The organism is Streptomyces sp. NPDC031365 (assembly GCF_055569765.1).
Genome location: NZ_JBVIIM010000005.1, coordinates 1 through 21,652, shown reverse-complemented (window position 1 = coordinate 21,652; position 21,652 = coordinate 1). Strand labels below are relative to the sequence as shown.

General features: G+C 73.2%; 22 protein-coding genes. 15 read left to right on the top strand and 7 right to left on the bottom strand.

Features of this window, described 5'->3' with window-relative positions; genetic code table 11:
* Positions 1–205: 205 nt before the first annotated feature.
* The 8 genes from ACZ5C2_RS10135 (at position 206) to ACZ5C2_RS10100 (ending at position 7,293) form a co-directional block, all read left to right on the top strand.
* Entirely contained in the window at positions 206–823 is a 618-nt protein-coding gene (locus ACZ5C2_RS10135; RefSeq protein ID WP_468788616.1) for a hypothetical protein, read from the top strand.
* A 752-nt stretch (positions 824–1,575) separates the two neighbouring features.
* On the top strand, positions 1,576–2,646 hold the full coding sequence (locus ACZ5C2_RS10130; RefSeq protein ID WP_468788614.1) for a zinc-dependent alcohol dehydrogenase family protein: 1,071 nt from the start codon (positions 1,576–1,578) through the stop codon (positions 2,644–2,646).
* 28 nt (positions 2,647–2,674) lie between these two features.
* Positions 2,675–3,385 (top strand): CBS domain-containing protein, encoded by a 711-nt coding sequence (locus tag ACZ5C2_RS10125; protein ID WP_468788612.1) that lies wholly within the window; start codon positions 2,675–2,677, stop codon positions 3,383–3,385.
* A gap of 407 nt (positions 3,386–3,792) precedes the next feature.
* The gene (locus ACZ5C2_RS10120) at positions 3,793–4,698 is read left to right on the top strand and encodes a universal stress protein (protein ID WP_468788610.1); all 906 of its coding nucleotides are present in this window, start codon (positions 3,793–3,795) and stop codon (positions 4,696–4,698) included.
* Positions 4,699–4,735: 37 nt separating this feature from the next.
* A complete protein-coding gene (locus tag ACZ5C2_RS10115) occupies positions 4,736–5,644 on the top strand; it encodes a universal stress protein (protein WP_468788608.1) in 909 nt (302 codons plus the stop codon).
* Between the two features lie 60 nt (positions 5,645–5,704).
* On the top strand, positions 5,705–6,439 hold the full coding sequence (locus tag ACZ5C2_RS10110) for a CBS domain-containing protein (protein ID WP_468788606.1): 735 nt from the start codon (positions 5,705–5,707) through the stop codon (positions 6,437–6,439).
* A gap of 14 nt (positions 6,440–6,453) precedes the next feature.
* Positions 6,454–6,960, top strand: coding sequence for a flavodoxin domain-containing protein (locus tag ACZ5C2_RS10105; RefSeq protein ID WP_468788604.1), 507 nt, complete (start codon positions 6,454–6,456; stop codon positions 6,958–6,960).
* Positions 6,961–7,107: 147 nt separating this feature from the next.
* Complete coding sequence (locus tag ACZ5C2_RS10100) at positions 7,108–7,293, top strand: hypothetical protein (protein WP_468788602.1); 186 nt, start codon at positions 7,108–7,110, stop codon at positions 7,291–7,293.
* A 358-nt stretch (positions 7,294–7,651) separates the two neighbouring features.
* On the opposite strand, the gene ACZ5C2_RS10095 is transcribed toward ACZ5C2_RS10100, so the two are convergent.
* Positions 7,652–9,022, bottom strand: coding sequence for a S1 family peptidase (locus tag ACZ5C2_RS10095; RefSeq protein ID WP_468788600.1), 1,371 nt, complete (start codon positions 9,020–9,022; stop codon positions 7,652–7,654).
* Positions 9,023–9,213: 191 nt separating this feature from the next.
* Between ACZ5C2_RS10095 and ACZ5C2_RS10090 the strand changes: the two genes are divergently transcribed.
* The 3 genes from ACZ5C2_RS10090 to ACZ5C2_RS10080 are packed head-to-tail and all read left to right on the top strand — an operon-like array spanning position 9,214 to position 11,528.
* Positions 9,214–10,413 carry a MalY/PatB family protein gene (locus ACZ5C2_RS10090; RefSeq protein ID WP_468788598.1) on the top strand — a complete coding sequence of 400 codons (1,200 nt, stop codon included), beginning with the start codon at positions 9,214–9,216 and terminating at the stop codon, positions 10,411–10,413.
* Positions 10,406–11,137 carry a class I SAM-dependent methyltransferase gene (locus tag ACZ5C2_RS10085; RefSeq protein ID WP_468788596.1) on the top strand — a complete coding sequence of 244 codons (732 nt, stop codon included), beginning with the start codon at positions 10,406–10,408 and terminating at the stop codon, positions 11,135–11,137. Before ACZ5C2_RS10090 ends, ACZ5C2_RS10085 begins: the two co-directional genes overlap by 8 nt.
* Positions 11,138–11,147: 10 nt before the next feature.
* The gene (locus ACZ5C2_RS10080) at positions 11,148–11,528 is read left to right on the top strand and encodes a PPOX class F420-dependent oxidoreductase (RefSeq protein WP_468788594.1); all 381 of its coding nucleotides are present in this window, start codon (positions 11,148–11,150) and stop codon (positions 11,526–11,528) included.
* 30 nt (positions 11,529–11,558) lie between these two features.
* Here ACZ5C2_RS10080 and ACZ5C2_RS10075 read toward each other — a convergent pair whose 3' ends face one another.
* The gene (locus ACZ5C2_RS10075) at positions 11,559–11,975 is read right to left on the bottom strand and encodes a Zn-ribbon domain-containing OB-fold protein (protein ID WP_468788592.1); all 417 of its coding nucleotides are present in this window, start codon (positions 11,973–11,975) and stop codon (positions 11,559–11,561) included.
* Positions 11,976–12,140: 165 nt separating this feature from the next.
* Entirely contained in the window at positions 12,141–12,860 is a 720-nt protein-coding gene (locus tag ACZ5C2_RS10070; RefSeq protein ID WP_468788590.1) for a TetR family transcriptional regulator, read from the bottom strand.
* A 128-nt stretch (positions 12,861–12,988) separates the two neighbouring features.
* Here ACZ5C2_RS10070 and ACZ5C2_RS10065 point away from each other — a divergent pair, with 128 nt between their 5' ends.
* Both ACZ5C2_RS10065 and ACZ5C2_RS10060 read left to right on the top strand, forming a co-directional pair.
* Positions 12,989–13,834, top strand: a complete 846-nt coding sequence (locus ACZ5C2_RS10065; protein WP_468788588.1) for an ATP-grasp domain-containing protein — start codon at positions 12,989–12,991, stop codon at positions 13,832–13,834.
* Positions 13,835–13,909: 75 nt separating this feature from the next.
* Positions 13,910–14,548 (top strand): peptidoglycan-binding domain-containing protein, encoded by a 639-nt coding sequence (locus ACZ5C2_RS10060; protein ID WP_468788586.1) that lies wholly within the window; start codon positions 13,910–13,912, stop codon positions 14,546–14,548.
* A gap of 162 nt (positions 14,549–14,710) precedes the next feature.
* On the opposite strand, the gene ACZ5C2_RS10055 is transcribed toward ACZ5C2_RS10060, so the two are convergent.
* From ACZ5C2_RS10055 to ACZ5C2_RS10045, 3 genes are all read right to left on the bottom strand, one after another.
* Positions 14,711–16,645, bottom strand: a complete 1,935-nt coding sequence (locus tag ACZ5C2_RS10055; protein WP_468788584.1) for a SpoIIE family protein phosphatase — start codon at positions 16,643–16,645, stop codon at positions 14,711–14,713.
* 98 nt (positions 16,646–16,743) lie between these two features.
* On the bottom strand, positions 16,744–17,118 hold the full coding sequence (locus ACZ5C2_RS10050; protein ID WP_468788582.1) for a hypothetical protein: 375 nt from the start codon (positions 17,116–17,118) through the stop codon (positions 16,744–16,746).
* Between the two features lie 394 nt (positions 17,119–17,512).
* Complete coding sequence (locus tag ACZ5C2_RS10045; RefSeq protein WP_468788580.1) at positions 17,513–18,430, bottom strand: MurR/RpiR family transcriptional regulator; 918 nt, start codon at positions 18,428–18,430, stop codon at positions 17,513–17,515.
* A 171-nt stretch (positions 18,431–18,601) separates the two neighbouring features.
* On the opposite strand from ACZ5C2_RS10045, the gene ACZ5C2_RS10040 reads away from it, so the two are divergent.
* Together ACZ5C2_RS10040 and ACZ5C2_RS10035 are read left to right on the top strand one after the other, a co-directional pair.
* Positions 18,602–18,763 carry a hypothetical protein gene (locus ACZ5C2_RS10040; RefSeq protein ID WP_468788578.1) on the top strand — a complete coding sequence of 54 codons (162 nt, stop codon included), beginning with the start codon at positions 18,602–18,604 and terminating at the stop codon, positions 18,761–18,763.
* A 134-nt stretch (positions 18,764–18,897) separates the two neighbouring features.
* Positions 18,898–19,311 (top strand): DUF3662 domain-containing protein, encoded by a 414-nt coding sequence (locus ACZ5C2_RS10035; protein ID WP_468788576.1) that lies wholly within the window; start codon positions 18,898–18,900, stop codon positions 19,309–19,311.
* Positions 19,312–19,318: 7 nt separating this feature from the next.
* Here ACZ5C2_RS10035 and ACZ5C2_RS10030 read toward each other — a convergent pair whose 3' ends face one another.
* Positions 19,319–20,860, bottom strand: a complete 1,542-nt coding sequence (locus ACZ5C2_RS10030) for a phospholipid carrier-dependent glycosyltransferase (protein WP_468789130.1) — start codon at positions 20,858–20,860, stop codon at positions 19,319–19,321.
* Positions 20,861–21,652 lie beyond the last annotated feature (792 nt).

Genomic DNA, 21,652 nt, shown 5'->3' with positions numbered 1-21,652 from the left:
ACTTGACCCGGCCGGACACCGTAACGGAGTCCAACGGGTCTTCCCGCCACGGACATTGACGACCCGTCCGAACGGCAGGGGCGTCGGGACGTTCGGGCCTGAGCTCGGGCCTGCCGGCCCCTGCGGCGGACGCCGTGGAGGCGGGACATTGAAAGCGCAACGAGACAGAATCTCGGGCGCAACTTCCTCGGAGGGGATGAGCATCATGGCAGTCCACGACCACTCGCACCGCTCGCTCGGATTCCGCTTTCCGTCGCTGCACAGGACGGGGACGGCTCCGGCGGCGGCCGGCACGGCGGCGGCATCCGCGACCAGCCCGTATGTGTTCGCCGGGCTGCGGCTGCTGACCGGTTTCGTCTTCCTGTGGGCGTTCCTGGACAAGGCCTTCGGCTTTGGCTACGCCACCCAGTCCGGTAAGGGCTGGATCGACGGCGGGTCGCCCACCAAGGGCTTCCTGGGCTCGGTGACGGTCGGACCGATGGAATCCACCTTCCACGCCTGGGCCGGAGCAGCCTGGGCGGACTGGCTGTTCATGCTGGGCCTGCTGGGCATCGGTGTCGCGTTGATCGCCGGTATCGGCCTGCGTCTGGCCGCGGTGGCGGGCACGGTGATGATGGCGCTGATGTGGGTCGCGGAATGGCCGCCGGCGCAGCATCTGTCGGACGGGTCGGCGAGCATGTCGACCAACCCGTTCGCCGACTACCACCTGGTGTACGCCGTGGTCCTGATCGCCCTCGCGACCGCGGGTGCCGGCGCCACCTGGGGACTGGGCAAGGTCTGGGCCCGCCTGCCCTTCGTCGGCCGCAACCGCTGGCTCCTCTGACGCACCCGCCCCGGCCCGGGGTACCGCGGCGGCAACGCGGCGGTACCCCGGGCGCTCGCGCGTCGCCCCCGGGCGGGCCGCGAGCGGGACTCGAGGCCGATCGGCCCCCGGAATGGTCCGGACAGCCCGTGGTACCCCGCAGGGAACCGCTGGACGCTGGGAGAGCCGTGGAGGTGGGAGGAGACCCGCGATGACGGACGAGGCGATCAGCAGGCCCTCCGTACACGCTCTGCTCGCGGACGGCGCGACGGTGTGCATCCGCTCCGGGCGGCCCGGTGACGACAGACCGGCTCGAGGCGCCCTGCGAGGAGATGTCGGAGCACCCGCGCCTGAGGCTCTTCGCGGTGAGCCGGCGCCCCGGCGACAATCCGGTCCGGGCGCGAACCCGGAGGACGGGACGGCGGCACGATGTCCTCCCACGCCCCACCGCAGATTGTGGCACGGGCACTGGCCCACCCCGCCCGTCGGGCGGCCGGCTCGGCGGGCCGCCCGCACGGTTCCGGCTCTCGGCGCCCGCCCGCGAGATCACCGCGACGTTTCTGGCGGGACCGCTGCGGAAAGGCGGCCGGCTCGGTCCGCGCACCTGCGGCGACCTGCCTGGAGCAGGTCCTGCCGCGGCGGTCCCGCGCACGGATCCGCCTGCCGCCGCGCAGGCCCCGCGCCCCCCGACCCGCACCGGCACCGGCCCCGTGACGAGGAGCCGGACCCGCGACACACGTCCCCGCCAGGAGCGGAAGAGAGTGAGGAACAGCATGAAAGGTCATGTTTTCCACGGTCCCGGACAGGCCTCGTGGGAGGAGGTCCCGGACCCGGGCCTCAAGGAGCCCACCGACGCGATCGTACGGGTCACCGCGGTGACCATCTGCGGGACGGACCTGCACATCCTCAAGGGCGATGTGCCCGAGGTGCGGCCCGGCACCGTGCTCGGGCACGAGGCGGTCGGCGAGATCGTGGAGGTGGGCAGCGACGTGCGCACCGTGCGCCCGGGAGACCGGGTGCTGGTCTCCTGCATCAGTGCCTGCGGACGGTGCCGCTACTGCCGGGAAGGCGTGTACGGCCAGTGCCGTGGGGGCGGAGGATGGATTCTCGGCCACCTGATCGACGGCACCCAGGCCGAATACGTCCGGGTCCCGTACGCCGATCTGTCCGTGCACCCGCTGCCCAGCGCGGTGACCAGTGAGGACGCCGTACTGCTGGCCGACATCTTCCCCACCGCCTACGAAGTGGGCGTGCTCAACGGCAAGGTCCGTCCCGGCGACACCGTCGCCGTCGTAGGCGCCGGCCCCATCGGGCTCGCCGCCGTCGCCACCGCCCGGCTCTTCTCGCCCGAGCGGATCGTCGCCGTCGACCTGGCCACCGCCCGGCTCGAAGCCGCCCGCGGTTTCGGCGCCGACGCCGTGGCCGACGCAGGGGAGGCCCCCGAACAGCTGATCGCCGACCTCACCGACGGGCTCGGCGCGGACGTCGTCATCGAGGCCGTCGGTGTGCCGGAGACCTTCGAGCTGTGCACGCGCATGGTGCGACCCGGAGGGCATGTGGCCAACGTCGGCGTCCACGGCAAGCCCGCCACGCTGCACCTCGAAGACCTGTGGATCAAGAACGTGACCATCACCACGGGCCTGGTCGACACGCACTCCACCCCCACGCTCCTGCGGATGGCGTCCGCCGGCCGGCTTCCGACGACCGAGATGGTCACCCACACCTTCCCCCTGGACCGGATGGAGGAGGCCTACGAGGTCTTCGCCAACGCCGCCGAGACCGGCGCCCTCAAGGTCGTACTCGGCGGAGAACCGCACGACGCCGTCGCCGTACGGACGACGTGAGGCCGACCCGAGTACGTGGGAGGACATCATGTACGGCTCTCCGAGCACGGTGAGCGACGTCATGACCCGCACTGTCGTGGCCCTGGCCGGCGGGGCGACGTTCAAGGACATCGCGAAGACGATGGAGCAGTGGGGCGTCAGCGCCATGCCGGTGCTGGACAGCGGGGGCAGGGTGATCGGAGTCGTCTCCGAGGCCGATCTGCTGCACAAGGAGGAGTTCCGCGACAGCGCCCCGCACCGGCCCGTGTCCCGACGCCGGCCGTCCGAGCCGGACAAGGCGGGCGCGGTCACCGCGCAGGAGCTGATGACCGCGCCCGCCGTGACCGTCCCGCCCGACGCGACGCTCGCCCGGGCCGCCCGTGTCATGGCCCGGCGGCGGGTCAAGCGACTGCCGGTGGTCGACGACGACAGCATGCTGAAGGGCATCGTCAGCCGTACCGATCTGCTGAAGGTCTTCCTCCGCGACGACGAGGAGATCGCCCGGGAGATCCGCGCCGAGGTGGTGGCCGGCCGGTTCCCGGCGTCGATGGAGTCGGTGCGGGTGCGGGTGCGCGACGGAGTGGTCACCCTCTCCGGCCACGTCCCCGACACCTCCCTCGCACCGCTCGCCGTGCGCCTGGTGCGGGGCGTCGAAGGCGTCGTGGACGTGGACTGCGCGCTGACGGGACCGGAACGCCGGCCGGCCCTCGACCCGGATTTCCCGGACGAGGGGGAACACCGCCGGCCCCGGCAGGGATGACCGGCTCACCGCGCCCGGGCTGCCCCAGCTCGCTCACACCGTCCCCCGCGGCCGTGCGGGACGTACGGGTCGAACAGCCGGACCCGGGCGGCTCGGGAGCGACCGGCCCACCGGCCGGCCGGCCCGTACGGAGTTCGTGCGGTCGCTCCGCGTGTCCTCGGCGCCACAGCGACCGCACGGGCGGGGCACCGCCGCGACCGGGACGGACGAGTGCCGCGGGCACGCCCACACCCGGCCGGACCGGCGGCCACGGGGCGGACGGACGGAGCGGGATTCCGCCGTCGGCCAGTGAGCCCGACCGGTGGGGGCCCAATGGCCCCGGACCGGGGACCGGCGGGCTCTGCACCAGGGTGGGCCCAGGCCGCCACTCTGGGATCGGAAGAACCCGACCGCAGGAGGTGGACCCCATGTCCCACACCGTCACCGTGGGCTTCGACGGCTCGCTCGAGAGCCGTGCCGCCGCCGACTGGGCGGCCCGCGAGGCGAAGCTGCGGGAACTGCCGTTGCGCTTGGTGAACGTCTGGGAACCCGTCCCGGAACCGATGGCGGAATCCCCGCTCCTGACCGGTGGAAAGCACAGGCACCGGATCGAGCGGATTCCGCGTGAGGCGGCCGCCCGGCTTCGCTCGCGCCACCCGGGTGTGGAGGTGGTCGTGGAGCAGATTCCCGGAGGCGCCGTGGACGTGCTGCCCGAGGTGGCGAAGGACGCCGGCCTGCTGGTTCTCGGCTCCCGTGGACTCAGCGGGTTCAGGGGATACCTCGTCGGGTCCGTGGGCATGGCGGTGATCGCCCGCACCGCGACCCCCGTCGTTCTGGTGCGCTCCGGCGAGCGGGCCGCCGACGAGTACGAGGAGGACTCCTCCGGCACCCCCTCCGCGGCCGCCGGGTACCGGCCCGTGGTGCTCGGCCTGGACACGGACAAGCCGCACGATGCGGTGATCGGATTCGCCTTCGAGGAAGCCGACCGGCGGCATGCGGCGCTGAAGGTGGTGCACAGCTGGAGCCTTCCGCCGTACTACGTCTACGCCGTGCCCTCGTATCCGGAGCTCGCCGCCGATCTGCGCGCGGAGCAGGCCACCGCCCTGACCGAGGTTCTGCGCCCCTGGCGGGAGAAGCACCCGGATGTGGAGGTGATCGAGGAGTCCCGCTACGGCAGCCCCGCCGACCGGGTCGTCAACGCCGCCCGCGACGCCTCACTGGTCGTGGTCGGCCGCCGGATCCGCCACAACCCGATCGGTGCGCACATCGGACCCGTCACGCACGCGGTGCTGCACCACGCCACCGCGCCCGTCGCCATCGTCGCCCACCACTGACCGCACCACTGACCGCACCACCCAGGGAGTGAAGAACATGAACAGGCCGTTCGAACGAGACCCCTCCTGGCCCTTGGTCGTGGGCGTGGACGGATCCGAACCGAGCCTGCGGGCCGTCGACTGGGCGGCCGACGAGGCCGTGCTGCGCGGCGTGCCCCTGCGGGTGGTGTACGCCTCCTTGTGGGAGCGGTACGAGGGTGCCGCCCTCGCCCAGGACATCGGCGGACCCACCGCGCTGCCGTCGGCCCGGCACGTCGTCGATGCTGCCGCCCGGCGGGCCCATGAGCGCCACCCCGGCCTGCGGGTGTCCGAGGAAGTGGTGCCGGAGGAACCGGAGTACGCCCTCGTGCGCGAAGGGAGGAAGGCCTCCGCGCTGGTGGTGGGCACCCGAGGCCGCAGCGGTATCGCCGAGATGCTGCTCGGCTCGGTCAGCCTGGCCGTCGCCGCGCAGGCCGACTGCCCGGTGATCGTGCTGCGCGGCAGCCACGACAACCAGGCGATGCCACCGGTGCGCGGCCGGGTCGTCGTGGGCGTGGGCGCGGGCGCGGCGACGGAGTCGGCGGCGGTGCGGTTCGCCGCCGAGGAGGCGCGGCGACGTGAGGTGCCCCTCGAGGCCGTACGGGCCTGGCGGTGCCCCGCGCACGAGACCACCGACCACCCTCTCCTGGCCGGTGAGCCCGCTCACCTGCACGAGGAGCGGGCGGCCGAGGAACTCGAGGCGGCACTGCGGAACGTCCCGGACGACGTGGAGGTCCGACGGCGCACTGCCGAGGGCCACGCCCGCCGGGTGCTCGTGGACGCCTCGCACGCGGCCGACCTGCTGGTCGTCGGGGCACGGCGCCGGGAGGGGCACCTCGGTCTCCAGCTCGGCCGGGTCGCCCACGCGGCGCTCCACCACTCCGCCTGCCCGGTCGTCGTGGTGCCCCACGGGGAGAGCCACGCCTGACCGCAGCCGTCGCAGGCCGGCTCCGCCCAGCACGCCGGCTCCGCCGAGAAGGGAACGGACATGAAGCACAGAAAGGTCGGCTCCGTGATGACCACCGAGGTTGTCCGCGCCGAGTACGGCACGCCGTTCAAGGAGGTCGCGCGGCTGCTCGCGGAGCACCGGATCAGCGGACTTCCGGTGGTCGACGAGGACGACAAGGTCATCGGTGTCGTCTCCGAAACGGACCTGATGGCACGCCAGGCGGCCGCCCCCGCCCTGGGCGGACCCCGCCGTCGCCGCACCTTCTTCCGAGGGTTCACGCGGCGCGCCCGCCGGCATGCGGCGAAGGTGCGCGGCCGCGCGGCCGGCTGGTTGATGAGCCACCCGCCCGTCACCGCACACGCGGACGACACCCTCGTCGAGGCCGCCCGCACCATGTCCCGGCACCGGGTGGACCGGCTGCCGGTGCTCGACGAGGAGGACCGGCTGGTCGGCATCGTCACCCGCCGCGACGTGCTCCAGGTCTTCCTGAGGCCGGACGCGGAGATCCGCGACGAGGTGATCGAGGACGTCCTGGGGCGCACCCTGTGGCTGGCGCCCCGGGGCATCGACGTAGCCGTGGCCGAGGGCGTCGTCACGCTGACCGGTCACATGGAGCGCAGGAGCGAGACGGAGATCGCCCGGTCGATGACCGCCCGGATCGCCGGTGTGGTCGGCGTGGTCGACCGTCTCACGTACCGGCTGGACGACGCGCGCCCGCAGCACCGGGAGCACGCGATGCACGGCGTGGCCGACGACTGGCTGCGCCGGCTGTGAGAGGAGGTGCCGCCATGACCGCCACTGTGTTGGTCACCTACGGAACCACGAACGGCTCGACGGCCCGCGTTGCCGAGACCATCGCCGGCGTCCTGCGCGCGAACGGGGTGACGGCCGAGACCCGACCCGCCCAGTCCGTCACCGGTCTGGCGCAGTACGACGCGGTGGTGGCCGGCGGCGGACTGTACGCCGGACACTGGCAGAAGGACGCCCGGCGGTTCCTCCGCCGCCATCGTGACGCCCTGGCCGAACGTCCTCTGTGGCTGTTCAGCAGTGGACCGCTCGACGCCTCGGCCGCGGAGCGGGACATCCCGCCCGTGCCCGGCGTGCGGAAGGCCATGGCCGCACTCGGCGCCAGGGAGCACGTCACCTTCGGAGGATGCCTGGAGGAAGGCGCGAAGGGATGGGTCGCACGCATGATCCTGCGCAAGGGGCAGGGCGGGGACTTCCGTGACTTCACCGCGATCGAGAACTGGGCGGCCCATGTCGCCGATGAACTCACGCACATGACCCAGGCCTGATCCCTCCCGGCCGTCCGGACGCTGTCTCCCGGGCGGCCGGGATGTGAACTCGCCCACGTTCCATGGCAGATGGAGGTGATCAGCAACACTGTCGGAAATGCCCGGTATACGTGTGATTACTCACGGCATCTTCACCTCAGGCGCCGTATGCTTCACGGCATGTCCACCACTGTTGAACCCTCCTCCGAGCGATCGGCTGCCGAGGTCAACGAGGAGATCCGGGCCCTGTGGCTCCGGTCGGGCGGGACACTGAGCGTCGAACAGCGCGCGGAGTACCAGCGCCTGGTCCAGGAGTGGGCCTCGGCTTTTCCGCAGTCCGCCAGGGCCGCCTGAGCGCTTTGTAGGCGGCTCCCGACTCGCCACCCCGTCGTCCCGGGCACCCGTGAGCGCTTGGGTGCTTTTCTCGCACTGTCCTCGGTCCTCTGCTACGGAGTTGGGTCGCCGGCGCCGTCACCACCTCCGACTGCTCTGGGGCGCCCTGTCCGGAGCGGGCAGCGCCACCGCGATGCGTTTCCTCGACCGTGGCCTCAGTCACGGCGCGATGAGCGTGGTCGTGCCCGTGAGCGCCGCCACAGGCGTCGCGCCGTCCGTGCTGTGCGGCGTCCTGCCGGCGGCAGGCGGCCGGACTGCCGGCCGCCGCCGTGGCGACCGCTGCTCATCGCGGGCCGACCGGCCCGCACCCACGGGCCGCTCAGCCCCAGGTCGCCGAGTAGTGACGCCGGTACGCCTTGCGGTCCTGCTCCGCCCGTATCCAACGCGAGGCCACCAGGGCGACCAGACTGCCCCCGATCACCAGTAGGCCCGGCCCGACGTTCTGCGGGTCGGCCAGCCGCGACAGCAGCGTCGACGGGTCCGGGACGATGCCCCGCACCGGGGTCGACGACCCCGGGGACGCGGCGTCCGGAACCGCCCCGGCATCCGACGGTGCCGGGGAGGGCGCCGCCGCACCGCCGTCGGCCTCGGGCGCCACGACGAGCCGTACGTCCAGCTGCGCCAGCGCCTTCGTCAGCGGCTGGAAGTACGTCGTACCGCCCGCGCGGCAGTCACCGCTGCCGCCCGAGGTGACGCCGAGCGCGATGCCCTCGGAGAACATCGGGCCACCGCTGTCACCGGATTCGGCGCACACGTTGGACTCGATGAGACCGCTGACCGTGCCCTCGGGATAGTTCACCGTCGCGTTGAGCGCGGTCACCTCACCGTCGCGCAGTCCGCTGGTGCTGCCGCTGCGGAAGATCCGCTGCCCGACCGTCGGATCCGCCACCCCCGTGATCCGGACGCCCTTGCCGTCGCCGACCGCCACCACACCGGCGCCCTCGCCGGCCCGGCCGCCGGCGTACTCGATCAGCGAGTAGTCGTCCCCGGGAAAGCTCCCGCCGACCGTGGTGCCGACCTCCTGCCTGCCCTGGTTGTCGGCGAACCACACCGACCCGTCGGGCCCGCAGTGCCCGGCCGTGAGGATGAAGTCCCGTTCGCCGTCGGTGACGTTGAAGCCCGCCGAGCAGCGGCCGGCCGTCGACAGAATGGGCTGAGCCCCGTTGAGACGGGTGGTGAAGGTGCCCTCGGTCCGCTCCATGCGCACGAAGCCGCCGATGCCGTCGGCCACTTCGGTCAGCTCGGACCAGTCGTCCGCGGACACCGTGGTGTCGCCGCGGACCACCACCTCGTTGGACCGGTAGTCCATGGACCAGGCCGTGCCCGGTACGCGCGGCGCCGAACCCAGCGTCTCGGCAGCGGACTTGAGGTCGTCCATGCTGTGCTGCACCATCTTCGCCGCGGCGCCCGCCCCGCGCACGTCGGCCGCCGCCTCCTCGTCGGTGACCGCGACCACCGTTCTCCCGTCGGCACCGATCCAGCTGCCCGCCGTACGGGACGTGCCCAGCCGCGACACCAGGCCGGCGCCCGGGCCCGCCGACGTCCGACCGGCGGTGGAGAACGGGACCGCGTCGGACGCCTGGGGTTCACCGGCGACGGCCCGGGTGACCATCGTGGCCCCCAGGAGGAGTCCGCCGACGGCCGCCAGCCGTGTCACTCGCCGGACGACCCGTCGTCGTGCGTGCCTCATGCATGGCTCCCGAACCTCTGTGGCACGGTGCGAACACCGCGGGGCCTCCCCTGAGTCGAGTGCCCTCCGTCCATACGGCTCCGGGAGCCAGGGTGTTCAGTGCGGACCCGATCCCCGGTGTGGGAGCCGCGAGCCGCACCCGCGGATCGTCGTGGATGTCCGCTCCCGCCACAGCCGCCTATCGTGTGCCCATGACCAGGATCCCGCACGAGACGTCCGGTGAGCCGAATCCCCTGCACGCCCTCACCCTCGACCGTCTGCGGCGCCGCACCAGCATGAAGTGGCGCACCTACCCCGGGGACGTGCTGCCCCTGTGGGTGGCCGAGATGGACGTACCGCTGGCCGAACCGGTCGTGCGCGCCGTCACCGAAGCCATGGAACTCGGCGACACCGGCTATCCCGCCGGCAGCACCTACGCCGAGGCGCTGTCCGCGTTCGCGGAGAAGCGGTGGGACTGGGACGGGCTCGCCGTGGAGCGCACGGCGATCGTGCCCGACGTCATGCTGGGCGTGGTCGAGATGCTCAGACTGGTCACCGGGTACGGTGATCCGGTCGTGGTGAACCCGCCCGTGTATCCGCCCTTCTTCGACTTCGTCCGGCACCTGGACCGTGAGGTGGCCGAGGCCCCGCTGGGCGTCGACGCGCGAATCGACCTCGGTGCCCTTCAGGACACCTTCCGCCGGGTGACGGCAGGCGGGCGGCGGGCCGCCTACCTGCTGTGCAGCCCGCACAACCCGACCGGCACCGTGCACACCGCCGACGAGCTGACCGCCGTCGCCGCTCTCGCCGAGCGGTACGGCGTGCGCGTCGTCGCCGACGAGATCCACGCGCCACTGGTCGTGGGCGACACGCGTTTCGTGCCGTACCTGAGCGTGCCGGGCGGCGAGCGCGGCCTGTCACTGATGTCGGCGTCCAAGGCGTGGAACCTGGCCGGCCTCAAGGCGGCCCTCGCCGTCGCCGGGCCCGGCGCGGCCGAGGACCTGGCGCGGATGCCCGAGGAGGTCGGCCACGGCCCGAGCCACGTCGGCATCCTCGCCCACACCGCGGCCCTGCGCGACGGCGGCCCGTGGCTGGACGCCCTGCTCGACGGACTGGACGCCAACCGCCGGCTGCTGGCCGGACTCCTGGCCGAGCGGTTGCCGGCGATCCGGTTCCGCCCGGGGGACGCCACCTACCTGGCCTGGCTCGACTGCCGCGCCCTCGGGCTCGGCGACGACCCGGCCCGGTCCTTCCTCGAGCACGGGCGTGTGGCCCTCAGCGCGGGCCTCCCCTTCGGCACGGGCGGTGGCGGCCACGCCCGGCTGAACCTCGCCGCCTCGCCCGAGGTGCTCGGGGAGGCGGTGCGGCGGATGGCGGCGGCCGTGGAGCGGGCCGGCGGCGCGCATGGCTGACGAGTGCTTCGGCGATCCACGGCTCGCGGCGCTCTACGACCCGCTCGACCCGGATCGTGATGATCTCGACGCGTATCTCCGCATGGCGGAGGAGTTCGGTGCGCGGCGGGTACTGGACATCGGATGCGGGACGGGAGTGTTCGCGCTGCTCCTGGCAGACCGCGGGATCGAGGTGGCCGGCGTCGAACCCGCCGCGGCGTCCCTCGACGTGGCCCGGAACAAGCCGGGCGCCGCCCGGGTCCGCTGGATCGGGGGCGACGCCACGGCCCTGCCTCCGCTCGCCGTGGATCTGGCGACCATGACGGCGAACGTCGCCCAGGCGATCGCCGGTCCGGACGCCTGGCACGGCACCCTGAAGGGCGTCCACGCGGCGCTGCGGCCCGGGGGCCGGCTGGTGTTCGAGACCCGCGATCCGGCCCGGCGGGCATGGGAGGGGTGGACCCGGGAGGAGTCGTACCGCAGGACGGACGTACCCGGCGTCGGCGCGGTCGGGAACTGGCACCAGGTGACCGGCGTGGACGGCCCGCTGGTGACGTTCCGTACGACCTATGTGTTCGCCGCGGACGGAGCGGTGCTGACGTCGGAATCGACACTGCGTTTCCGCGGGAGGGAGGAGATCGAGGCGGACCTCATCGGGCAGGGCTACACGGTGGAGCAGGTGCGGGACGCTCCCGACCGCCCGGGCCGGGAGCTCGTCTTCGTGGCCCGCCGCCCGGACGCCTAGACTTCCCCTCATGGACGACGCGTCGCGGAACCGGCTCGGCGCCGGGAAGTACCTGTTGGTCACCAGCTACCGAAAGAACGGGACACCGGTCGCCACGCCGGTGTGGGTGGTGCCGGACGGTGACGCGCTCGGGGTGTGGACCGCCGCCGAGTCCTGGAAGGTGAAGCGGATCCGCGCCCGCGGTGAGGTCCTCGTCGGCCCGTGCGACGTGCGTGGCAAACCGACCGGTGACCAGGTTCCCGCCACCGCGGAGATCTGCGACCCGGCCACCACGGCACGCTACCGGCGGCTCATCGCCCGGAAGTACGGCCTCATGGGCCGGCTGACCTTGCTGGGCAGCCGCCTCCGCAGGGGACTGAACGGCACGGTGGGTATCCGCGTCACCCTCTGAGCCGAGGGACCGGCCGCACCCGGGGCCCCGTCAGGTCCACGCCCGGAACGGCTCGTCGACCATCTGGAAGACCGGCTCGCCCCGCACCGGGTCCTGGGCCGTCGACAGCCGGACCCGGTCACCGCTGTGAATGCCGAGGGGCGGGCCCATGACCCGGCCGCGCACCACGAATCCCTCGGCTATCTCGATCAGGGACACATTGCGGGCGGCGGGGGTGTTGCGATGCAGCACCGTGGAGTGGCGGACCGTGCCGACGCCCTCACTGCGCTCCGTGCGCAGTTCGCTGCCCTGGCAGACCGGGCACAGCAGCCGGTGGTACATGGCGGTGCCGCACCAGGTGCAGCGCTGGTAGACCATGGCCTCCGCGCGGTCGGCGCCCCGGGGTTCGAGGACGCCCGTCGCGGAGCCGGCTGACTGCTGAGCGACGCTTCCTGAGTGGTGATACACGCTGGTCAACTCCCTGCGCTCGGCCGGAATCCGGTGTGCGCGGTCGCCCCGGGCACGCAGCTGCCCGGTGTGCCGTGACACCGTGCACAGCCACAGAGTATGGCACTGAGTGCCACGCGTAAAGGCACTCCGTACCCTCAATCGTGGGGGAGCTGCCCCTCCACGTCAGCCGCGTCCCAGCGCGAACTCCAGTTCCTGCACCACCCGCCACAGCGGTGCCCCGCGCCGCGCGACGACCACCACCACGTCCTCGGCGCCCCTGGTCACGGTGGGCACCGGCTCGGCGCCGAACGCCGCCCGCACATGTCCCAGCGCGTGGTCCACCGCGGCCTCCGCGTCCCCCTCGCCGTTCGAACGCAGCCAGGAACGCAGCGCGTTGTTGTGCGCCGCGACCACGGCCGCCGCGATCACGTCGGCCCGCAGGAGGCCGTCCCGCAGGCCGGTGAACCGGGTCCGAAGATACCCGGCCAGGGCCCGCTCGTAGTGCCGGACCACGGACAGCTCGTACGTCCTCAGCCCCGGCACCTGCTGGGTGAGGCGGTAGCGCTGCACGGAGAATGCCGGGTTCTCGGCGTACATCACCAGCACCAGCCGGGCCGCGTCACAGACCCTGCGCACCGGTTCGTCGTCGGCGCCCGCCGCCAGGAACGCCGTCATGTCGGCCAGGCACCGCTCGTGATCGGGGAAGACCACGTCCTCCTTGGACGGGAAGTAGCGGAAGAAGGACCGCCGCCCCACCCCGGCGAGCGCCACGATGTCGTCCACCGTGGTCTGTTCGTAGCCCCGCTCCAGGAACAGCCGGAAGGCCGCCGCCACCAGGGCGTCCCGCATCGCCGGTTTCCCGGCCTTCTCACCGCGGCCGGGAGCCGCACCGCTGGAGCTCATGAACGGAACGTAGCACCGGGAGAGCTGGGATGGCACTCGGTGCACGCCGGCACGGAACTCAGTACCGCCATCAGGCTCCCGCGCAGGTCGTCCCTATGATCGAGTCACCGTCGCCCCGAGGAGCCCGTATGCCGCCCGCCCGTCCCCGCCTCCTCTGTGTCACCGACCTGGCCTACCCGGCCCGCGGGCGCCGCTACTGCGACGAGGACATCTTCCTGACCTCGCGGCTGCGCGAGCATGCCGACGTCGCCCTGTGCCATCCGCGGGACGCCGTCGCCCTCATGGACGGCTTCGACGCCGTGCTGGTCCGCAACAGCGGCCCGGTGCTGGGGTACCAGGACGCGTACCACGCCTTCCGCGAGCACGCTCTCGCGACCGGTCTTCCGGTCTACAACCCGCTCACCGGCCGGGGCGACATGGCGGGCAAGCAGTACCTGCTCGACCTGACCGCGGCCGGCCGGCCGGTGATCCCCACCGCCGACCGGCCCGAGGACCTGCACCGGCTGCCCCACGCGGACCGGTACGTGGTCAAGCCCAGGATCGGCGCCGACTCCATAGGACTGCGAGTCGTCGCCCCGGACGAGGTGTGCGGCCTCGTCGACGGTGAGGTCCTGGTGCAGCCGTACATCGACTTCGCCTACGAGGTCTCCTTCACTTACGTCGACCACTCCTTCCAGTACGCCCTCCACACCCCCGACCCGGAGCGGCGCTGGCAGCTGGAGCGCTACGAACCCACCCCGGACGACCTGGACTTCGCCCGGCGCTTCATCGAGTGGAACACCCTCGACCACGGTATCCAGCGCGTCGACGCCTGCCGCGCGCCGGGCGGCGAACTGCTGTTGGTCGAACTGGAGGACCTCAACCCGTACCTGTCCCTCGACGCCCTCGACGACGCGGGCCGGGAGACGTTCGTGTCCGCGATGGTGACGTCTCTGCGCGCATTCCTCCGCGACACCCCCGGGACGGGCGGCTGAACCGACGGGGCCTTCGCCGCGTATCCCTTCCCGTAGGCGGCTCAACTCCCGCGCAGCGGACGGAAGGAGAGCAACGTGACGACACCGTCCGGGCCCGGGCGGCCGCACGAAGGGCCACCCCTCGAACCCATCCGCGTCCTGCGCCCGCGCCGCACCGACGCGCTCGCGGAGCTGTTCCGGGAGTTCGAGGAGGGGGACCAGGGCGGCTACGAGCCGGTGCCGCCGCCCCGGCCGCCGGACGGCTCACAGGACAGGACGCAGGAGCTCCCGCCCGTCCCCGCCGACCGGCCGCCGGGGGCCCGGCGCCTCTCCGTGACGCACCGTACCGCGCCGGTGCTCGTCGTGGCCGCCGCCGCGCTGCTCGGCTTCGGCGGCGCGTTCCTGCTCACCGATCCGGACACCGGCGACCGCGCGGCGCCATCCGCGCCCGGACCGTCCACCACCGCACCTCCGGCGCCACCCCCTGCCGCCGACCGGGGCTTTCTCGGTGAGGGCGACTCGGGTCCCGAGGTGAGCGAACTCCAGCGGCGTCTGCTGCGCGTCCCGGACGTCTACCGGGAGGGCAGCACCGACGGCCGTTACGACGCCACCCTCGCGGCCGCCGTCGCCCGCTTCCAGCTCTGGTACGGCATCCAGGGCGACGAGACCGGCGTATACGGCGATGACACCCGTCTCGTCCTGGAGTCCCGCACCGGTGGTGACGCGGGAAACTGACCCCGGGTGGCGGATGCCGCCCCTCCGGCCCGGCGCCCCGCTCCAGGGGAGGCGGTTCCGGCGGCGGGGGAGTCCCGGCTTCCTCGCCGCGCCCTTCGCCGAGCGCGGCGACACCGCCCCACCGACGGCGCCGCGCTGCCCGCCCCGGCGGTGGGGCGGCGGCTACCGCTCCTGCGGCACGCGGACGTCCAGCACGCACACGTCATCGCGGCGTTCGTCCTCCACCATCGCCTCCAGCAGCGCTCTCAGGGACCCGGATTCATCGCCCGGACGGGCCTCGACAGCCTCGGCGAGCCGGCTGAGGCCCACGTCGATGATCTCCGGGGGGCGCTCCACCAGCCCGTCCGTGTACAGCAGCACCCGGTCGCCCGGTCCGAGCCGGCACTCGGCCTCCTCGAAGTGCGGTGCGGGGGTCGCGCCGAGGAGCATGCCGGGGGGCCGGCTCAGATAGGTGGCCTGACCGTCGCGCAGCAGCAGGGGCGGGGTGTGCCCCGCCTGGGCCCAGAACAGCCGCCGGTCCCGGGGCTGGTAGCGGGCCAGGACCATGGTGGCGGTGCCGTGGGTGTCCCGGGAGTGCAGCAGCAGCGTGTTGAGCCGGGAGAGCGCACCGGTCAGCGAGGAGCCGGTGACGACCATGCCCTTCGCGGTGAAGCGCAGCTGCGCCATGGTGGCCACGGCGTCCACCCCGTGCCCGGCGACATCGCCGACGACGAACAGGGCGTCACCGTTGGGCAGTTCGATGGCACTGAACCAGTCGCCGCCTACGTGGATCCCCGCCTGGGCGGGGAGGTAGGCCACCTCGACGCGCAGCCCGGCGAGGTTCACCGCCCGCTCCGGCAGGGGGAGCAGGGCGTTCTGCAGCCGGGCGACCAGGGTCCGCTCGGACTGCAGCACGTCGTTCTGGGTGAGGATCGCCCGCTCGCTCTCCACCAGGGCGAGCTCGGCCCGCCGCCGCGCGGTCAGGTCCTGCATGATGCCGTGCACCTCGACGGGCATGCCCCGTGGGTCGGCCACCACCTCGACGACGAGACGCAGATGCCGGACGCCGCGCGTGCCGCGGACCCGGAACGGGACGTCGAACGACCGCCCCTCGCGGACCAGGGCACCGACGGCACGGTGCAGCGCGGACCGGTCCTCGGAGATGGCGAGCCCGGAGAGGTCGGCGAGCGGGACCGGACCGTCCGCCGGGTCCCGGTCGAGGATCGCGAAGACCTGCGTGGACCAGGACGCCTCGCCCGTGGTCAGGTTCCAGTTCGTCCAGCCGAGGTCGCCCAGCCGCTGGAGTTCGGCGAGCCGCTGTTCCTGCCGGTCGGAGGAGGCGTGCCGGACCCAGGTGAGGACCAGCGCGTCCTCCAGCCGCGTCACCCGTACGGAGTAGGCGGCCCGTTCCGCGACGCCGTCCACCGTCTCCTCATGGGCGAACGGCTCGCTCTCGTACGTGCCCCCGGTGGCCAGGGTGTCCAGGCAGCCCTGCCACACCGGTGCGTCCGTCAGGCCCGGCCAGACGTCGAGCAGCCGCCGCCCGGCCGGGTTGCCGCCGGCGACGCCCAGGAGGTCGGCCGCCTGCGCCGTCGCGGCGTCGACCCGGAAGTCCTCGGTGCCGCCGGAGGGGCCGTGCAGCGGGGTCAGCAGCATCGCCGTGACCGGCAGGGCCGCAAACAGCGCCTGGACGGCGTCGGAGGCCCGCTGTGGCGGGGAGGCGGACGCGCCGGCGACGTCGTCGGGGGCCGAAGGGGCCGCGGGCAGGCCGGTCTCGGGGAGGCCGGCCGTCGCGTTGTCCGTGTCGTACCCGGGCCGCGTCGGGGAGGCGTCGTCGCCCGGCCGGGCCGGCGCCAGTTCGCCCAGGGTGATCCAGCACTCCTCGAGCAGGGTGCGGTGGGCCGCCTCGGCCCGCTGGAGCAGGGCCTCCCCCGCGGCGTCCGCGGAGCAGCCGGTCAGCGCGATCACGACACCCTTGGCCCGCTCCACGACGGACGACGTCGCGGCGCGCCCGCGCAGCCGGTCCAGTTCGGCGCGCTGCTGGGCAACGACCCTGGCCAGTTTCACCAGGTCCGGTGCGGAACCGGCCTCCACCGGGACAACGGGCTCGCTCTTCACGCGAGGAGCATCGCACACCGCCCCCGGTTCGTTGACCGGCTTGTTCCCTTCGAATCGGACCACCGGCCGGGGTACCGGCCGCCCGGGGCCCGGCGCGGTCAGCGGCCGCTGCCGGCCAGGGCCTGGGTGACCGCGCGGACGCTGCGGGCGATGTGCTGCAGCTGCATGATCTCGGCCGCGTAGAGCTTGATGGTGTGCTCGATGACTCCTTCGTGGAGTCCCGCCCGGGGCAGATCGCACCGGGCGGTCTGCAGGGCGGTGCGGGCCACCCGGATCTCGTGCTCGACCTGGATCTGGGCATGCCGGCCGAGCAGAACGGGGTGCCGGATGAATGCCGGGTAGCTCGCGTAGCGCGCAGGCACCAGCTCGCGCAGCCACTTGGCCGCCGAGCGTTCCCAGTCGTAGCTGCCGGGGGTCTTGACCTGGCAGGGCCAGTCGGGACTGAGACGCGTGGACGTCAGGGGCATGATCATCGCTTCCGGGTGTGCGGTGTCGCCGCCGTGGACGACGAGGTGGGGCGGCCCCGGCCCAGGGGATGACCGGGGCCGCCACGAGTGGCCGGGCAGGGGATGCCCGGCCGAACACGCTGGCCGCCGGAGTGGGTAGGAGCCGGCGGCTTCGGGTGTTCGCGCAGGTGCCCGGTCGGGAACGGTGTCATCCGCGGCGAGTGGTGCGTGCGGCGCATGGGCGGACCGTCGGCTTTCCGGGCGGTGCGGGTGGGGACGGGGGTGCTGGAGCGCGGTCCGGAGCCCACCGGGGCGCGATCCGTGAGCAGTATTTATATATGCCATCTGGTTTTCAAGACGTATGAAAACATTCATGCCTGCTCGAAGCGGACCGTCCCGCCCGCGCGGCGTGCGGGCCGGGTCAGTCCCGGAGGAAGAAGTGGTGCTCGTCGGCGACGTGCTCGTACTCGTCGAGCCGCGCCTGAGTCCGCTCCGGGTCCGCGTCCGTCATGGCCTGGAGCAGCGCCGCGCACATCACGCCCGGAGCGGCGTAGGAGTCGAACACCAGCCGCGAACCGGTCCCGCTGGCGAAGGTGACATCGGCCTCGTCGACGACCGGACCCAGCGCCAGATCGGTGATCAGCGCGACCTTCAGCCCGGCGCTGCGCGCCACCCGTACCGCGGTCAGGGTCTCCTGGGCATGCCGCGGCATGGAGAACGCCAGCACCCAGGTGCCGCCCGCCTCCCGCGACTGCAGCAGCGCGTCGTAGGCGACGCTGCCGCCGCGCGTCACCAGCCGGACGTCCGGGTGGATACGCCGGGCGGCGTAGGCGAAGTACTCGGCCAGGGAGACGGAGATGCGCAGACCGAGCACGGTGAGCGGCGTGGACGCGGACAGCCGGCGGCCCACCTCGATGACCCGGTCGGCGTCGGCGAGGTCCCGCCGCAGGTTCTCCAGGTTTTCGAGCTCCGCGTCGACCGCCGCCTGGAGCTCGTTCCCCCGGGCCTCCTCGGCGGGGCCGCCGGCCCGGGCGCCGAGAGTGATCGACTGGAGCTTCTCCCGCAGAGCGGGATAGCCGCTGAAGCCGACCGCCGAGGCGAATCGGGTCACCGAGGGCTGGCTCACCCCGACCCGGTCCGCGAGATCCGTGATCGACAGGAACGCCGCCTCGGTGATGTGCTCGATCAGGTACTGGGCGATACGCCGCTGGCCGGGGGAGAGCCGGGGCCGGTCGAACAGCGTGCGCAGCTGGGCCGTCGGGGACATCTCCGTGTCCGGACCCGCCTTCCCGGAGGTGATCGCGGATGCCTGTGCGCGTGCCTGCTGCGGCGATGGCACCGGTGCGCCTCCTTCGTCTCCCACGAGGGTTCAACATAGCCCACGCCCCGGGGCCCCCGGCTGCCTGCCGGAGCACACCGGCCCGTCTCCCGGGGGATATCCACGCCCTCCCAGGGAACCCGCCGACACAGCGAAACAGGCGAACCCAGGAAACACGAGGAGCCACCGGACATGACCGTCCCCGAGGAGAACCGGCCGAAGACCCGGGACACCGACGACACCATCGAGCAGCGGGAGGGGAACGAGGCGCGGGCGCAGGGCGGCACCGGCCGCACGATGCGCGAGGCGCTGGAGGAGGCCGAGATCCGGCCCGACGACTACGACGAGCGCTAGGAGTGCCGTGCGGATCACGCCGTGGGAACGGCCTCCTGACGGGGCGCCGCGCCCGGCCCGCGGTCTGATCCGCACGGCACTGCCCGCAGCACCCACCCGTCCCCGACGTGACCCGAGTTTCGGCAGGAGAAACCATGAGCGCCCTGAGCGCGCTGGAAGAGGCAATGGAAAAGCGATGGGAGGCGCTGTGGGCGCGGATGTTCGGCCGGGACCCGGTCGAACTCGTCGACGCCCTGCGGCGCGAGTGCGACAGCAACGCCGTGGTGTGCGGGGCGGGCCGGGTGCTGGTGCCCAACGCCTACGACGTGCAACTGGCGGGCCCGGTGCACGAGGAACTGACGCGCCGGGGCAGCCGCGTGGGGCAGGTGCTCACCGACCGGCTGGCCCGGCACGCCGCGCGTCACGGCTACGAGTGGGCGGGCCCGCTCGCGGTGCACGTCCGCCGGTCCACCGAGGTGCCGGGCGGCCGCTACCGCGTAGCGAGCAGCGTGATGCCGCACGTGAGCGCGGACGGCTTCCAGCGGGCGGCGGCGCCGGGCCGGGAATGACGGCCCGTCACCGCCGGTACACCGTGATCGAGTGACCGACGTCGTCGACCGCGCGGCTGCTCCCGATGAGCTCGGCCAGCCGGCCCGTCGCCTTGGCTGCCGCGGAGTCCGACACCACCAGCAGCCCGCGCACCTCCTCGGACGGCACCCGGCGCGGATCGTCCGCGTCGATGCCGTAGTACGAGGGCACCCCACCGCCCTTGTACACCAGCCAGATCCGCTCCCCCCGGTACCGCTCGCGCAGCCGGTCGGCGAGCCGGCCGAGATCCTGTCCCCAGTCCACGTTGGAGTCGTGCAGCCGCAGCCGGGTCTTCGACGGGCCGCCGAACGCCTCGTTGGAGTACGGCAGATAGTGGGGAAAGGTGCGCAGAGAGCTCATCGCGACCAACGCCACCAGCAGGGCCGTCACCACCGGCACCCACCGCCGGCGGACCACGAGTACACAGCCCGCCGCCACGGCCAGGAACATCGGCAGGAACACGGCGTACCGGGTACCGAGGTCCCGTGATCCGTACATGGCGGCGGCCAGCAGGACCGCGGGGACCGGCAGCAGATACGGCGCCACGGGCCGCAGCCGCCGCACCGCCACCACCGCGACGGCGCCGGCCGCCCACAGTACGAGCATGCCCAGGGGGGTCTTCACCAGCAGTGCGGCGGGCAAGTAGTACCAGAGCGAGCCGGAGTACACCCGACCGAACAGAAAACCCTCCCACGGCCAGGTCTCGAGGTTGAACTGGACGCGCATGCCGTCCCGGTACGGTTCGGGGAACGGCAGCAGATCCACCAACAGCCCCCGCATGCCCCGCAGCACGGGCATCTGCTGCGGGCTCCACCGCAACCGGGGATCGACGACCAGATACGCGGCCCAGACGACGGCGACCGCGAACAGCGTGAACGCCGCGGCGCCCCGGGCCGCCCGCAGCAGCCTGCGCCGCCGGTCGCCCGCGGTCGCGCACCACACCGACACGGCGGCCGTCACCACCAGCAACGGCAACGCGGGCAGCACGCTCATTTTGGTGGCCAGGGCCGCCCCGAACGCCGCGCCGGCCAGCGGCAGATGGAGCCGCGGATGCCGGCGCGCCCGCCACAGCAGCCACACCGAGGTGAGCATGAACCCGGCGGCCGGCACGTCGAGGGTGGCCAGTGAGCCGTGCGCGATCACGTCGGGGGAGAGGCAGTACAGGGCGAGCGCCGCCGATCCGCCCGCCGTACCGGCCGCTTCACTGGCGAAGGCGAACACGACCAGCCCGAAGAGCAGCGTCAGGACGATCACCGGCAGGCGCGCCCAGAACATGACCCGCCACGGGTCGTTGCCCGACTCGTACAGCAGCCGCCGACCCAACTCGCTCTGGTCGCCGCTGAATCCCGGTGCGAGGTGCGGATCGGCGACCGCCACCCCGGCGGCGATCAGCAGCTTCCCGAGCGGCGGATGCTCGGGGTTGAACCGCAGACTGCGCTCCTCCAGGTACACGGCGGCCGTACCCGCGTACACGGGCTCGTCGATCGTCGGCGTCTGCCGCACGGCGGCGGTCACCATCGCCACGGCCATCTGTCCGAGAAGCAGTACCACCACGACGAGCACCGGCCACCGCCGGCCGCCCGAGCCCTCCGGGGCGGAGGGCGGCCCACCGGAGCCGGTGCCCGGTTTCCGCGCGCCCGCCGCCACAAGACCCCTCATGGGGACCCACTCTCGCACCCGCGCACGTCCGCCGGGCGTCACCGCGCCCGGTCCCCTGGTACCGGTGCCCGCGCGACGAGTTCGTCGGACGGGCCACCGGCCGGGCGGCGCACCGTCCGCACGTCCAGGAGCTCCGGCCCGAGCGACTCGTCACACGAGGCCGAAGGCTCGTTCCGGGCCGGCATCACCCGCTCGAAGCGCGCGAAACCGTCTGCCGGCGGCCTCGCGCGAGAGCGTCCGGCATCGCCCTGCCCTGTCCTTCGCCCCGGGTGTGCGGGCGTACGCGGAGATCCTCCAGACGCCTCCCAGAGGCACCGGTCCGGGGGAGAGGCGCGGGAGCCACACGGCGAACCCCCGCGAACCCGCCCGTGCCGTGGCCCTCGGCGATGACCGCGGAAGGGGCGGGACGCTCACCGAACAGAACCGCGCTCAGCCGCTCCCCGGTGAGCGGAACCACTCGGCGGCGCGTTCGTGCCCGGCGGGTCCGCGGAACACGGAACGGATCTCGACGGCATCGTCCACGGCGGCTGCTCCGGTCATGAAGGAGAGCCCGTCTCAGCCGGCCGCACCGGGGGGGGGGGGGGGGGGGGGGGGGGGGGGGGGGGGGGGGGGGAGGGGGGGGGGGGAGAGGCGGGGGGGGGGGGCGGGGGGGGGGGGGAGGGG